This is a genomic window from Halorubrum sp. F4 (genome assembly GCF_027257195.1).
Taxonomy (GTDB): domain Archaea; phylum Halobacteriota; class Halobacteria; order Halobacteriales; family Haloferacaceae; genus Halorubrum.
Genome location: NZ_JAPDFS010000003.1, coordinates 1 through 15,136, shown reverse-complemented (window position 1 = coordinate 15,136; position 15,136 = coordinate 1). Strand labels below are relative to the sequence as shown.

The window sequence follows — 15,136 nt, the reverse complement described above, 5'->3', positions numbered from 1 at the left end:
GATATATAATCCACCGGATTGAGTACGATTATCCCGCAGCGCGTGACCGGCTGGCGGTCGCGCGGAAATCAAGCGTCGGCTTGATCGACGCGTGAGCATCCGCGCTAGCGACAGTATCGGCACTGCGGGCACACCCATGACACGTGAGAACTCGCTTCGGATCGCCGTGATCGTTGCCGTTCTAACTACCACCGTCGGCGTGGCCGCGATCAGTTTAGGTACTTCTTCGGTAAGTGCAGAAACTTTTGATGAAGTATATATTAATCAGACTGGGACTCCGACAGATATTATCCCAGGCGACACATCTCATACCATTCATGATCTTCAAATTGATCAAAATAATAGCGATTTTAGAACAGATGAAATCCAACTAAGCATAAATATTTCCACACTTTCTACATATAGTGTGAACACATCTGAAGTCTATATTAAAAATACAACCATACAAAACGGCCGTCTCCACAGCCAAGAGACATCTGTTTTTGAAAATAGTACTGAAAGCCTTCACTTGATTATCGAATATACTGGAGATGGAGATCCAATTCAGATTGATGAAATTGAAATTGGTGGTATTAGAACAATAGATTCTGAACAAAAATCAAATATACGGTATAATTTCGAAGTGAATGATAGTACTCAATCTTTCAATAACTCATTTACTAATCCAGACGAATCTACATTTTCTAAAGAGTTCAATATTGCCGGAGGATCATTTCAATTCAGAGATCAAGCGACCGGATCTACCGATGGAGATCAATTCACTATCCCTTCTGCCACGATCGAAGATGTTGAGGCAAACGTGAATAGTACACTTATTGTCGCTTTCGGAGATGATGATCCTCATATCGCGGGTATAAAATCTGTTTCACGTGATACGCTTGATCGAAACAATAATATATCTATCCGATATCTTGAAGCAGATGGATTTCCGGGACCACATACGATATATCTTGTTCCTGAAAGTAAATTGAGTAGTGAAAATTACAGTACTGGTGACAAACTTCCGGCAGCAGCTTCGAAATTTTCGCTCGCTTCTCACGTGGGTGATTCCTTGTTTGCGTCTATTAAATTCGAAAATATCTCTACTAATGCGACAATTAAAGATAATATTACTATATCGAGTACTCAATTAGATGATGAACATGGTGGTGAGACTCCGTATATCGTCACGATCCATCCCATCTTGAGTGATGGATCAGTTCTATCTCATGAATACCTCGGAACATCTCAAATAATTACTGGAAATAATCAGGATGTTGAAATTGACTTGAGGAATAAAGATGGCGATCCTGTTCATCTCTCTCAAAGTAATCAGTATATGGCCGTCATGCGTCTTGTTGATGATGGTTCAGAAGTTGGTGATCCTGTTACTCTTGGATCGTTTCCGATGTTACAGAATTCGGATTACAATCAGCAATTTGTACAAAACGGTGTCTCAAACACAGCACTAATTTCAATTAGCAAATCTGAAAAGAGAAAATCTGCTACTAATCAAATATTTAATAAAACTTCATTAAATTATAGTAAACAAATATACGCTGGGGGAATTATAGCTTTCGAGGAACCAACTGGTGGGGAAAACCGCGTCGAATTATATCGTGAATCGACTCACACAAAACCTGTTCTTGAGGGAATAGAGCCAACAACTGGTAACTCTACGCAGGTCTATTTCAATACATCTCAGCTTTCAACCGGTAATTACTCTCTCATTGGTGGTGGGTTTGATAATGAATCCTTGTTCAAAATCATCGGAAAAAATGATCAATTCTCCAATATCACCAGTATCTCAAAATCACCCATCGTCGGAGATCTACTTAAAATTAAATTGGTGGCTGATACCAACTCAACCAAAATTACGATCACTGAATCGACTACGAACGATCCGATCGCTACGGCGACCGTCACGACACCTCGTGGGGAATTGACGACACTCCGATTCAATACCTATGCGGCTGGCGATCCCGATCTCGAATCCGATCTCTTCACGCTCGACGGACCGGGAACGATCGAGTCGGTTACGACGTCGACGGCGGACGGGACGATCCCGGCTGGCGAGTACGCGATCACGGCGACCGCGGACCCGGGCGGATCGACCGATACCGCGACCGCAACGCTACGAGATCGATCGATGAACGATCTCTCGGTGTATTCGACCGCAGAGAGCGGCGTCGACGCCTTCTCCACACCGGAGACGGTCACGGACGCGATCGCGAACGGGACGCTCACGCCCGCGGGGAACGTCACCGACGACGAGACGCTCGTCTACGCGGTCAACGCCACCGGTCTGTCCGGATACACCGCGGTCCGCGATCCGGACCTCGCGACGGGTTCCGACCTCGATCGACTCGACGGTCTCGAGTTCACGGTGTCGAACGAGTCGGCCACCGGAACCGACACGGCCCCCGCGGCGACCGCGAACGGCACGACGGTTCTCTCCCACGAGACGGGGCTCTACCTCGTCGGCAACGCCACCGAGACGCTCGACGAAACGGTCGGTACGAGCGCCGAAACCGACCTCGACGCCACGTTCGACGTGGTCGACGAACGCCTCCGCGCCGCCGCCGGAACGAACGCGTCTCACACCGGTTCTACACCGTTCACGTACGTCCGAAACACGACCGACACCGAGGGAACTACCGACGACTCCGACGGAACCAGCGATTCAGGGGGAACTACCGACTCCGACGACACTGTCGACAGTGACGACTCGACTGGATCCTCGAACGACTCGGTAACGGTCGGGAACGAAACGACGACGGTCGAAAACGAAACGACGGACGTCACCGACGGGAGCAGCCACGACGGCGGCAGCGCCAACGACGGTTCCATCGAGGACACGACGGACGACGGGAGCGAAAGTCTCGAAACGACCGGTGAGACGGCGATCGACGACGGGAGCGGCGGGAATTTCGATGGGACCACCGAGACCGACTCCGGTGATGAAGGCCTCGATTCCGACGGATCCGACGGAGCCAGCGGCACGGACACAGAGAGTACGGATGACGGCGGTAGCGGTGGCAGCGGTAGCAGCAGCGGAAGTAGTGGTAGCGGCGGTGGAAGTAGCGGTGGTAGCAGTAGTGGTGGTGGAGGGGGCGGTACGGGAGTCGGTGGCGGAGCGATCGGAAGCGATGGAGACGACGGTGGCAGTACGACCGGTGAAAACGGCGGAGACGCCGATCCATCGGGTGAAACCGATGGACGTGATTCCGACTCGAGAGGCGGCGAATCCCGCTCCGATTCCGACGAGGAACCGGGTTCGAGGTCGGACGTCGACGAGGGTAACGAGGCGGAAGCTTCGACCGATCGGGGTGAGAACGGGATCGGATCCGACGGCGACGCCGACGACCCGAACTCCGCGTCCGACCCCACGGCCAACGACGTGGGAGACTCCCGCGCCGCTTCGTCTCAAGCGTCCGCTGCTCGAGCGGCCGAGGAGCGCACGATCCGCGATCGCCGGGAGATCGGTCCCCGTCCGGTTGCCGATCCGAACGCCCCCGAGGAGGCCGAGTACGTTTCACGTTCCGAGACCCTTGAAAGGAGGTCCACGCCCGGCGCGTCCGCGGCAGCGAACGGTCACGTCGACACTTCGTCGAGCGGAGGGTCCGACGATCCCGGTGGCTCTCTCGCGTCCTCCGGTGACGATCGATCCGCACGGCCGCCGGCCTTCGAGGAGGCACCGCTGCGCTCGACTGCTTATGACGTTCCCGGATTCGGCGTCACCACTGCACTCCTGGCGATCGCGGCGGCGAGTGCCCTCGCCGGTCGTCGAGAAACGTCGTAGATCGAGCGACCGCTCGACCGGCAGTTCGAAACGCCGGCATCGTGGCGGGTCGGCGATCCGACGCTTCGACGATATCCTTTTGCTGACGCGACGCTTGCCTCCGGACATGAGCGTCATGATCTCCCCCCCGACCGAACGGACCTGCGAACTGTGCGGCCGCGCCGAGCGCTGGGACGCCGACGTGGAGGGCTGGCGGATCGACGGGAAACCCGGCGACGTCTACTGCATTCACGACTGGGACGTCAACGGCACGTACGCACCCTTCGAAGAGTAATCGACGAACGTCAGGTATCGGCGGTTTCGTATCCATATTCATCTCAATATTAATCCAGAAATATCTAATTAGATCTGCTTCTCGGACAAAGATCTGATCGAACGAGTATCGTGGTATCTCGTACCAATCCCTTATAGATAATTACCTTATATTCCCTAATGTGTGTACGATGGATCCTACCCATATCAGGGTTATTCCTTTAACTGATGATTCGAGAGGAGGTGTATGACCAAGTCACGTAGTACCATCCCCGACCCGGGGGCGAGCCGGCACGACTGGGACGACGGGCTCGCCTCCCCGACGGACGACCGCTCGAACTGCGGGATCGGCGGCGTCATCGACCTCGACGGCGCACCGGAACACGACACCGTACGCGACGCGGTTCAGCTCCTGGAGAACCTCGAACACCGGGGGACGACCGGCGCGGAGGAGAACACGGGCGACGGAGCCGGGATCATGGTCGCACGGCCCGACGAGTTCTTCGAGACGGTCGTCGACGCGGACCTCCCCGAGGAGTACGCCGTCGGCTCCGTCTTCATGCCTCCGGAGCCGGGCGTCCGCGCGGAGATCCACGACGTCATCGCCGAGGTGCTCTCCGTGTACGGCCTGGAAGTGCTCGCCTGGCGGGCCGTCCCGACCGACAACGCCGACCTCGGCGAGACCGCGCTCGATTCGGAACCACACGTCTCCCAGCTGTTCGTCGCCCCCGTCGAGGGGGCCGGTCTCGCCGAGCGGTTCACCGACCCGTCGGCCGATCCCGATGCCGACCCCGAGCTGCTCGGCTTCGACCGCGCGCTGTACGCGGCTCGCCGCGAGATCGAGAACGTCGTGAGCGACGTCGACGGCGCGGGGCGGTTCTACGTCTGCTCGTTCGACCGCCAGCGCGTCGTGTACAAGGGACTTCTCAAGGGCTCACAGCTCGCCGAGTACTACCCCGATCTGAAAGACGATCGGTTCGCGAGCCACGTCGCGTTGGTTCATGCCCGCTTCTCGACGAACACGCTCGGCGCGTGGCACCTCGCACACCCGTACCGCAACGTGGTCCACAACGGCGAGTTCAACACGATCCGCGGGAACGTCAACTGGATGCGCGCCCGCGAGAACGACCTGGATCACCCGGCGTTCGGCGCGGAACTCGAGACGATCCGGCCGGTGATCGACGACCCGAACCAGTCGGACACCGCCAGCCTCGACAACGCGGTCGAACTGCTCCTCCAGACCGGCCGCGACCTCCCGCACGTCCTGCGGATGCTCGTCCCCGAGGCGTTCCGCGACGACGACCTCATGGCCGACGAGCGCGCGGACTTCTACGACTACCACGCCTCGCTCGTCGAGCCGTGGGACGGCCCCGCACTCGTCATCGGCTTCGACGGCGACCGCGTCGCGGGCGTGCTCGACCGCAACGGGCTCCGGCCCTGCCGGTACGAGGTCACGACCGAGAACCGACTCGTCGTCGGCAGCGAGGTCGGCGCGCTGCCAACCGACGCCGCGGACGTGACGCGCCGCGGGCGGCTCCGTCCCGGCGAGATCTTCGTCGCCGATCCCGAACAGGGGCGGATCGTCCCGGACGACGAGGTGTTCGACGAACTCACCGACGAGAAGTACGGCGAGTGGGTCGGTGAGGAGCAGGTGGAACTCGACGGCCTCGTCGACGAAGCCACTTCGACACGGAGGGACGGCGAATCGACGACGGAGGCCCTCCCGATGAACGGGGATCGCACCGTCCGCGCCTATCAAGCCGCCTTCGGCTACACCACGGACTCGCTGAACCACCTCGTTGAACCGATGGCCGAGGCGGGCAAGGACCCCGTCGGATCGATGGGTGATGACACCCCGCTGTCGGTGCTCGCCGACGTCGACCGGCCGCTTTTCACCTACTTCAAACAGCTGTTCGCACAGGTGTCGAACCCGCCGATCGACTACATCCGCGAGGAGCTCGTCACTTCCCTCGAGTCGCGGATCGGCAACCAGCGCAACCTGCTCGCGGAGACGCCCGAACACGCGCGGCAGATCGTCGCGGACTCCCCGGTGCTCTCGGACGCCGAGACCGCCGGGCTGAAGCAACTCGACGGCGAATCGGGCTTCTCCGCGGAGACCGTCGACACGACCTACGGCCGTGACACCTCCCTCACCGACGCAGTCACCCGGATCCGCCGTGAGGCGTCCGACGCGATCGAGGCGGGCGCGGACGTGGTCGTGCTCTCGGACCGGGCGATCGGTCCGGACCGGCTCGCCGTCCCGAGCCTGCTCGTTACCGGCGCGGTTCACCACCACCTCGTGCGCAACGGGCTCCGCAACCGTGCGGGACTCGTCGTCGAGTCCGGCGAGCCCCACGAGGTCCACCACCTCGCAACGCTGGTCGGCTACGGCGCGGACGCGGTCGACCCGTACCTCGCGTACGCCTCCATCGCCGACGTGGTCGCCGGCCCGGACGGAGCCGACGAGGTCGAGGCGCTGGCCGCCTACCGGGGCGCGCTGGAGGACGGCCTCCTGAAGACGATGGCGAAGATGGGGATCTCGACGGTCGAGTCCTACCAGGGCGCACAGATATTCGAGGCGGTCGGGCTCGACTCCGAACTCGTCGGCGAGTTCTTCGAGGGCACCGAGATCCGCACCGAGGGGATCGGGGTCGAGGAGATCGAGGACGACATCCGGACGCGCCACGCCATGGCGTTCGGCGTCGACCCCGAACTCGAGACGGTCGGCGAGTACGAGAACCGTTCGTCGGGCGTCCACCACGGCTGGAACCCCCAGACGGTCGGAACGCTCCAGCAGGCGGTACGGGGCGGCGACTACGAGCAGTACGGCGAGTTCGCCGAGCTGGTCAACGACCAGTCCGAGACGCTCCAGACGCTGCGCGGTCTCCTGGAGTTCGACTCCGATCGCGACCCGATCCCGGTCGAGGATGTCGAGCCGGTCGAGTCGATCGTCGAGCGCTTCTCGACGGCCGCGATGAGTCTCGGAAGCCTCTCGCCTGAGGCCCACGAGAACAACGCGATCGCGATGAACCGCCTCGGCGCGAAGTCGAACACCGGCGAGGGCGGCGAGCCGCCCGAGCGGTTCGACACCGAGAAGGAGTGTAACGTGAAACAGGTCGCCTCCGGCCGCTTCGGCGTCACCGCCGAGTACCTCGCGAGCGCCGACGAGCTCCAGATCAAGATGGCACAGGGCTCGAAGCCCGGCGAGGGCGGCCACCTCCCCGGCGAGAAGGTCAACGAGATGATCGCCCACGTCCGGTGTTCCACCCCCGGGGTCGGGCTCATCTCCCCGCCCCCCCAACACGACATCTACTCGATCGAGGACCTGAAACAGCTCATCTTCGATCTGAAGGCTGCGAACCCCTCCGCCGACGTCAACGTGAAGCTCGTCTCGGAGGCCGGGATCGGGACCATCGCGGCGGGCGTCGCGAAGGCGAACGCCGACGTCGTCCACGTCTCCGGACACTCCGGCGGGACGGGCGCGTCACCGAAGACGTCGATCAAGAACGCGGGGCTTCCCTGGGAGCTCGGGCTCGCGGAGGCGAACCAGATGCTGCGCGCGACCGGTCTGCGCGATCGGATTCGAGTGACGGCCGACGGCGGCCTCAAGACCGGTCGCGACGTGGCCGTCGCCGCCGCGCTCGGTGCGGAGGAGTACGTCTTCGGGACCGCCTCGCTCGTCACCTCCGGCTGCGTGATGGCCCGGCAGTGTCACGAGAACACGTGTCCGGTCGGCGTCGCCACCCAGCGCGAGGACCTCCGCCAGCGCTTCCCCGGCCAGCCCGACCACGTGATCAACTACATGACGTTCATCGCCCAGGAGCTCCGCGAGCTCATGGCCGAACTGGGGTTCGCCGACCTCGAGGAGTTCATCGGCCGGCCCGACCTCCTCTCCCAGCGCGAGACCGACCACGAGAAGGCGAGCCACCTCGACCTCTCGGCCGTGATCGCCGACCCCGCCGGCGACTCCCGCACCAAGACCCGCGCACAGACCCACGCAGGTATCGACGAACTGCTCGACTGGGACCTCATCGAGGAGGCGTCGCCCGCCATCGAGGACGGCACGCCGGTCGCGCTCACCCGTGACATCGACAACGTCGACCGCGCGGTCGGCGCGACGCTCTCGAACCGGGTCGTCTCCGAACACGGCGGGGAGGGCCTCCCGGACGACACCGTTACCTGCCGGTTCGACGGCCACGCGGGCCAGAGCTTCGGCGCGTTCCTCGCACACGGAGTCACGATGGAGCTCTCGGGTGCGGCCAACGACTACGTCGGCAAGGGCCTCTCCGGCGGGCGGATCGTGATCTCGACGCCCGAGGACGCGGGCTACGATCCGGCCGAGAACGTCATCGCCGGCAACGTCTGTCTGTACGGCGCGACCGCAGGTGAGACGTACGTCAACGGCGTCGTCGGCGAGCGGTTCGGCGTCCGCAACTCGGGCGTCCGGGCGGTCGTCGAGGGCGTCGGCGACCACGGCTGTGAGTACATGACCGGCGGCGTCGTCGCCGTGCTCGGCGACACCGGCCGCAACTTCGCGGCCGGCATGTCCGGCGGCGTCGCGTACGTGTACGACCCCGACGACCGGCTCGCGGAGCGGCTCAACCGCGGGATGGTGTCGCTCTCACGGGAGCTCGACGCCAGCGACGAACGGATGCTCCGTCGGCTCGTCGAGAACCACCGCGCGTACACCGACAGCGACCGCGCCGCCGAGCTGCTCGACGACTGGGAGGCCACGCTCTCGGACTTCGTCCGCGTCTTCCCCGACGCGTACGCCGACGTGATCGCCGAGGGGACGGGCACCGACGTCCGCGAGGCTCCCCCCGCGCCCGCCGACGCCACGCCCGAGGCCGCCGGCGACACCGCCGAACAGGTCTCGAGCGACGACTGATCCGTCTCCCGCCCGTCCTCCTCGCGTTCGCCGGGCGGACCGTTTAATACGCGGGGGTCGAACCGTCCGTCGTGGACGAACTCGTCGTGCGCACCGAGGTGTACGCCGACCCGGAGACGGTGTACGAGTTCCTGTTGGACTTTCAGGGGTATGCGCACTACTCCGAGTACCTCCGGGAGGTCCGGACGCTCGCGGGCGACGGTGGGCCCGGAACCCGCTACGCGCTCACGTTCGCCTGGTGGAAGCTCACCTACACCGCCCGATCGGAGGTGACCGGCGTCGACCCGCCGGTACGTATCGACTGGGAGATCACGAAGGACATCGACGCGGGCGGCTGCTGGCGGGTGACGCCGATCGAGGACGGCGACGCGGAACCGACGAAGTGCGAGGTCGCGCTCGAAGTCGAGTTCGACCCCGGATCCGCCAGCTCCGACGCGCTCGACCTGCCGCGACTCGTCTCGTTCGACTGGGTGCTGAAGAAGGCGGTGCCGCTGATACGGGGGGAAGCCGAGCGCGTCGTCGAACGGGCAGTCAGGGACCTCGAAGGGTCGACGCGGGACGTCGACCTCGAGGTGTACGTCGACTCCGACCGGATCTGAGTGGGAGGCGGTCCGTGATTCGAAGCCCTTAAGATATTCACCGGGGAACGATTGGACGCGTACGAGGGCTCGTAGATCAGTGGTAGATCATCCCCCTGGCACGGGGAAGGCCCGGGGTTCAAATCCCCGCGAGTCCANTCCCCGCGAGTCCATTCCGAATTCTCCGTTGTAGCGAGTGTTGCTAACCTAGCAGTAGCATCCTTCGCTACGGCGATAACCGTAGAATCGTCATTCCAACCTAACCCCTCAGAGAACCGATTCCATTCTGGTTCCGAACGCGCATCGCCACGGTCAGGCGATCCTCAGAGGGGTGATCTCGCGTGAGCCTCAGCTACTCCGGCTCGTTCACCGCCGACGGACCCGGAGAGTTCTGGTGTGAGACCTGTGGGGCTCGCTGTACTCGAAGCTCGAGCGACGGGACCGAGTACGGTCACCTCGTCGGCTGTCCCGACCGTCCCGATAAGTTCACTCACTCCCACTCGGGAGGCGGTCACCGGTACACTCCCGAACAGGACGACACGGAAGGAGGTGCGTCAGCGTGACCGACGACGATCTCGGTCACGCGAACACGGTCGCGGAACAGCTCCGGCTCGCCGAGGAGAACGGTAACCTCCCCGACGAGCTCGAGAACCCGGACGACGACCAGGAGGAGGCGGAGTCCGATGAGTAGTCGTTCGACGAGCCCCGGAGCGGGACACGTCGGACCGCTCGTCTCCGCCCGCTGTACCTCCTGTGAGAAGATCTCGGAGAAGCGGACCGCTCGGATCGTCGGCGAGACCTCGAGCGGCTCCTTCCGACACGTCTGTCACACCTGTCGGACCGCGACCTGGTGGAACGTCCTCCGGATCATCGACGAGAACCACCCGGGTGCGGGTAGGGGGTCGACATGAGTTCCTACGGCCCGGTCTCCTCGAAGCGAGCGGGATCGAACGCCGAGGCGTCGGTCGTCGACGTCCATCCGGAATTTGAGCACGTCCCCGATACGGAGGTCACCCACGCGGACGTCCGCGTCGTCGAACTCGTCGAGCCGAGTCCGGAGATCCCGATCGTCGGGATGTGTCTCCTCGAGGTCGGGACGCTCGTGGAAGTCAAATCCGCCATGGTCCGGCTCAACGACGGCCGCCGTGGTCGGTTCTACCTCCGCGAGGAGCAACACCGAGCGCTCGTCGACGACGGCGGAGTGTATCTGTTCGCCGTGTGCGAGCCCCGTCCGGAGCGGCCGATCCTCGCGTTGAAGGCGGTCCCGGCGACCGCCGTCGAGGAGCTCGTCGAGACCTGGCGGGACGCCGGCGACGGCCGTCCGCGGTGTTCTCAGATCGCTTGGGGACGCGTGTTCTACGCCGACGAGATCAACGGAGGGTCGATCGCATGAGCGTCGACGCTCCCTCCACTCCCGACGCCACGATCGGGACGCTCCCCGACCCGCGCCTCGAGGACCGGATCGCGCCCGAACCCGTCGCCCACGGCGCCGCGGTTCAGTGCGTTCTCAACGACGTCGGTCGCGAGGTGTCGATCTACTCCGCCGTTCACCAGCTGTGGTACGAGGTCGTCGGCGACCGCGACGAGGAGCCGGGAGTCGTCGCGGAACTCGACTCGGCGGACGTCCCGTGGCTCGACGCGCCCACGCCCGGCCGCGAATGGGTCGTGAAGCTCTCCTCGAGCCGGTGGAAGGCCGGAACCGGGACCGGCGACGACTACTCCGCGTACTACAAGTACGACCTCACGCTCCGCGAGCGTGACGAGGACGGAGACCTGTATAAGACCGGGCGAGCGTGCTCGCTCCGGATTCTCCCACAGTTCGCGGACCTCAACTACCAGGACGGGAGCGACCTCACTCTCCAGTACGGAGAGGGCTCGCTGGTCCGCTGTTCCACGACGTGGGCGGACGACGCCGAGGAGGTGGAGGGCCGGATGTTCGACGTCCTCGAGGCCGCCCTCGACGTCGATCGTGGTCGGCTCCTCGCGGATCGCGACCAGGACTCCCGGCGGATCCAGAAGGCCGAGGCGCACCACCGGTTCGATATCGGATGGAAGCGCCAGGTCGTCGAGACGCTCGACCGGACTCGCGAGTTGATCGCGTTCGGCGGCATGTCGGAGATCGACGCTCACCAGAAGCGACAGCGCGAGGGATACCTGGAGGCGCTCGTCGACGCCGATCGATGGCACCTCCTCGGGTTCGATCGGACGTCGTACGACATCGAACTGAAATGCTATCAGGCCGCCGGCTGGGCCGATATCCCGCGCGAGGACCCGGCGCACCACCCGAAGCTCGAGGCGTCGTTCGCGGGTACGTCGGGCGACCACGCGCTCCCGCACGTTGACGAGTGGAAGGACGTCATGTCGACGCTCCGCTCGATCGTCTCCGCTCACCTCGAGTGGTCCGGCGTCGGTCGCGACCAGCTCGTCGCCGACGACTATCAGCCCGGTCCGGCGGTCCCGGAGTATCAGTACCGGCACCCGTCCGGGCGTCGCGAACAGCTCCGTGAGCGCTTCGAGGCCGTCTCGACCGAGGTCTACCGCGAGGCGTTGAAGGCCAACACGCAGGCCGTGTACGACATCCTCACCGTGATCGCGACCGAGGCCGGCGCGTCGTACGATACGCTCGAGGAGCGGACCGGTCTCGCTCGCTCGACGATACGCTACCACGTGAGCCGGCTCGCGGAGATCGGCGTCTGTGAAAAGATCTCGAATCCGGTGCTCGTCGTGTTCCCGTCGCCGGCAGCGCTCGAGTCCTCGAAGGAGATCCTCCGGCGGATCTACCCGGACGACCAGATCGAGGACATGATGGAACGCGCCGAAGCCCGTCGTGAGCGTCGCGAGGAGCGGGACGATCCGAGCTCCGTCGGTGACGGCGACCAGGAGGAGAGCGACGACGACGACCAGGACGACGAGGGAGATCGTGGTCGCGACCGATCCCGCTGGTCGTACTTCGAGGACCTCCCGCTCGAGGCTCACCAACTCGCGACCGCGCTCGAGAGCGAGTATCTCGACGGTGACGAGGTCCGCGTGAGAACGGATCGCCGAGACTGGCTCGGGTAGGACCCCCGAGTCGTCGTGTGTTCGCCGCGGTCGACAGCCGCGGCTCCGTCTCTTTTTCGTGTCTTAACCAACACTCCGCGCCGTCTCGCGTCCCATGTTGGTTAAGCCGGCGTGTCGGCGACCGGCCGATCCGGCGATCGATGGGTTCCGCTACCCTTCCGACTGAATTTTAAAACATAATGGTTCTTAACCTCGATCGGCGGATCGCGTCTCTCGGTGTGTCGAGTATCGCGAGATCGGCCGTTTCAGCGGTTGCGGTCCGTGGGTAGGTTAGCGGGTGTCCCTACGGGTGTAGCCCCTAAGGGGGGAGACAATAACGGCCGGAGCCAGAACGGCTCCGGCCTACCGCACCGCACACTCCGCACGTGGAACCTACAGAACGGTCGTAGGACGCCCTCTCCGTCGACTGAACGCGGTGTCGGGGAGGACGGTACCTCGAGAAGGAGCCTTGCCAGGTAGCCTTACGCCGCCACGTCGACGACCCACCGGAACAGCCGTCGCCCGGGTCCGGTCGCCACGTCGAACGCCTCGCGGGCGAACAGGTGGACGTGCTCGAGCGCGGTTCCCACGTTCGGGCTCGCCCACCCGAGACCGATCACGACCGCTCCGACGACGAGCAACACGAGCACCTCCCTCGTGAGCGTCCCCACGACGCCCGTGACGAGTCTCGCGACACCGACGGCCCGGTACACGTAGAACGCCACCGCGAGGAGCGTCGCGGCGAGCATGACCTGTGAGCCGAGTCCGAACGACGAGACGATCTCCCGGAGGACGCCGAACATGATCTTAGTTGCCTCCTCCCCCGTCGCCGCTGTCGAACCCGCTTAGGGTGACCTCCGTGTCCGGCGTCCGCGCCTCCGCACGTCGGGCCTGGAGCCACGACCGGAGGAAGAACGCAATTCCGATCGCGCCGCCCGCGACCAGGAGCGGAGCCATCGTTGAGATACCCTCACGGAGCCCGCCGAGGACGACGCCCGGTGAGAGCTTCTCGAGCGCCCACACCCCGGAGATCACGCCGACCACGATATAGATCGGCAGCGGGACGTCTCCGACCGTCCGCCGGTCGAGTTGCCACAGGCCGATCAAGAGGATCCCGACCCCGACGATCGGGAGGATGTCGGACTGATACCCGAGGTCGAGCGCACGGGTGAACGGCGACACACCCGGCGAGAGGACGTGGACCGCGATCGACGTGAGCGACGTCGCCGTCACCGGCAGGAGCCATCCGCCGATGTCGAACCGTCGACCGACGAGCATCGTCCCTACCAACACGACCCCGATACCTCCGAACGATAGGAGGATCGGGACCGTGTCCTGTGCGTCCGTCGGGCCGCCTCCGCCGCCACCCGGCGACGACGCATCCCGTTGGACGATCGTGTACGTCTCCGCCGACCCGTCCGTCCGGAGCGTCACCGGCGAGTTCGCGCGGGCCGCGTCGACCTCCACCTCGCGCGTCTCCGACCACAGCGCGTACCGCTCGCCGGAGAGCGCGTCGTAGTACGTCACGTCGAGCGTGTCCGTCCCGGTCGTGTTGCCCTTCCGGACCGAGAAGCGCGGCTCGCTCGCGTCCTCGAGGACGACCTCGGTCGCCCCGGTCCGCGGCGTTACGGTGAGCGCCGACGACTCGACGGTCATGGTCGATCCGGCGTTCGCGTCCGGAGCGCGGAGTATCTGCGTCCCCGACGCCGTGACCTCCGCGAATGCCGAGTCACCGGTCCACGACTCCTCGCTCGCGTAGTGGAGCCGGTCGCCGAGTACGGTCTCGTCGACGCGGAGTCCGAACCGACCGTCCGGGTCGACGTCGGTGATCTCCACCTCCGTCGCGAGCTCGTCGCCTTCGACGGTCGGCTCGGTCACGGTCACGTTCCCGTCGTACGCGCGCACCTTGTGGCCGGTCGCCCGGACGTCGATCTCCGTGTCCGCGGGGACGTCGCCGAACCCGACCTCGAGGTCGGTCCCGTTGAGCTCGTAGCTCGGCGGCTCCTGCCACTCCCCGCCGTTGGTTCGGTACTCTACCGTGTCGATCTCCGCGACGCTGTCGACGAACGTCAGCGTCGCGCTCGCGTCGATCGTCTCCGACGGGTAGGTGTGCGAGACGTTGAACGTCTCCGTCCACGACGTCGCCGAGACGTCGACCGAGCGGGTCGTCCCGGCCGCGTCGTGAGAGTACGTGAGGTCGGTGAGCGACTCCGGACCACGCTCCGGAGAGCTCGTCTGTACCGTGACGTTGTTCGTCCCGTTCTCGAGCCACGCCTGGTTAGTGGCGAGCGACTCCGTCTCACCCTCCGCGAGCACGCCGTCGTGGGTCGTCTCATAGCCGTTGACCGTGACCGTCGGATCCACCGTCTCGGTCACCTCGGTCCACGACGAGTTGACGTCGACGTCGCCGCTCGTCGAGACGTTGAGTGCGTTCGCTCCTGTCGAGAGGTCGACCGACTCCGTGACCGTCTCGCCGTCCGAGAGGATCCCCGTGTGAGACACGGTCGTCCCGCCGACGGAGACGCTCGGATCCTCCGTTTGGGTGACCTCCGTCCACGAGGCGTCGATCGTGGCGGTCGACCCGCCGTTCGTCGAGAG

General features: G+C 63.8%; 9 protein-coding genes, 1 tRNA gene and 1 pseudogene. 9 read left to right on the top strand and 2 right to left on the bottom strand.

Annotated elements, in window-relative coordinates:
• The first annotated feature begins 91 nt into the window (after positions 1-91).
• The 9 genes from OKW78_RS08410 to OKW78_RS08370 all read left to right on the top strand — a co-directional run bounded on the left by OKW78_RS08410 (position 92) and on the right by OKW78_RS08370 (position 12,559).
• Complete coding sequence (locus tag OKW78_RS08410; protein ID WP_281194751.1) at positions 92-3,781, top strand: hypothetical protein; 3,690 nt, start codon at positions 92-94, stop codon at positions 3,779-3,781.
• Positions 3,782-3,887: 106 nt separating this feature from the next.
• Positions 3,888-4,055, top strand: coding sequence for an HEWD family protein (locus OKW78_RS08405; RefSeq protein WP_281194750.1), 168 nt, complete (start codon positions 3,888-3,890; stop codon positions 4,053-4,055).
• 225 nt (positions 4,056-4,280) lie between these two features.
• On the top strand, positions 4,281-8,921 hold the full coding sequence (gltB, locus tag OKW78_RS08400) for a glutamate synthase large subunit (protein WP_281194749.1): 4,641 nt from the start codon (positions 4,281-4,283) through the stop codon (positions 8,919-8,921).
• Between the two features lie 71 nt (positions 8,922-8,992).
• A complete protein-coding gene (locus OKW78_RS08395) occupies positions 8,993-9,520 on the top strand; it encodes an SRPBCC family protein (RefSeq protein ID WP_281194748.1) in 528 nt (175 codons plus the stop codon).
• A gap of 65 nt (positions 9,521-9,585) precedes the next feature.
• A tRNA-Ala gene (locus tag OKW78_RS08390) sits at positions 9,586-9,657 on the top strand.
• A 401-nt stretch (positions 9,658-10,058) separates the two neighbouring features.
• Entirely contained in the window at positions 10,059-10,190 is a 132-nt protein-coding gene (locus tag OKW78_RS08385; RefSeq protein WP_281194747.1) for a hypothetical protein, read from the top strand.
• Positions 10,183-10,410 (top strand): hypothetical protein, encoded by a 228-nt coding sequence (locus tag OKW78_RS08380; RefSeq protein WP_281194746.1) that lies wholly within the window; start codon positions 10,183-10,185, stop codon positions 10,408-10,410. The genes OKW78_RS08385 and OKW78_RS08380 overlap by 8 nt, the downstream gene beginning before the upstream one ends.
• Entirely contained in the window at positions 10,407-10,892 is a 486-nt protein-coding gene (locus OKW78_RS08375) for a hypothetical protein (protein WP_281194745.1), read from the top strand. The genes OKW78_RS08380 and OKW78_RS08375 overlap by 4 nt, the downstream gene beginning before the upstream one ends.
• Positions 10,889-12,559, top strand: a complete 1,671-nt coding sequence (locus OKW78_RS08370; protein WP_281194744.1) for a winged helix-turn-helix domain-containing protein — start codon at positions 10,889-10,891, stop codon at positions 12,557-12,559. The genes OKW78_RS08375 and OKW78_RS08370 overlap by 4 nt, the downstream gene beginning before the upstream one ends.
• A 461-nt stretch (positions 12,560-13,020) precedes the next feature.
• On the opposite strand, the gene OKW78_RS08365 is transcribed toward OKW78_RS08370, so the two are convergent.
• Positions 13,021-13,341 carry a hypothetical protein gene (locus tag OKW78_RS08365; protein WP_281194743.1) on the bottom strand — a complete coding sequence of 107 codons (321 nt, stop codon included), beginning with the start codon at positions 13,339-13,341 and terminating at the stop codon, positions 13,021-13,023.
• Positions 13,342-13,345: 4 nt separating this feature from the next.
• A pseudogene (locus OKW78_RS08360) lies at positions 13,346-15,136 on the bottom strand (hypothetical protein); the annotation flags it as partial.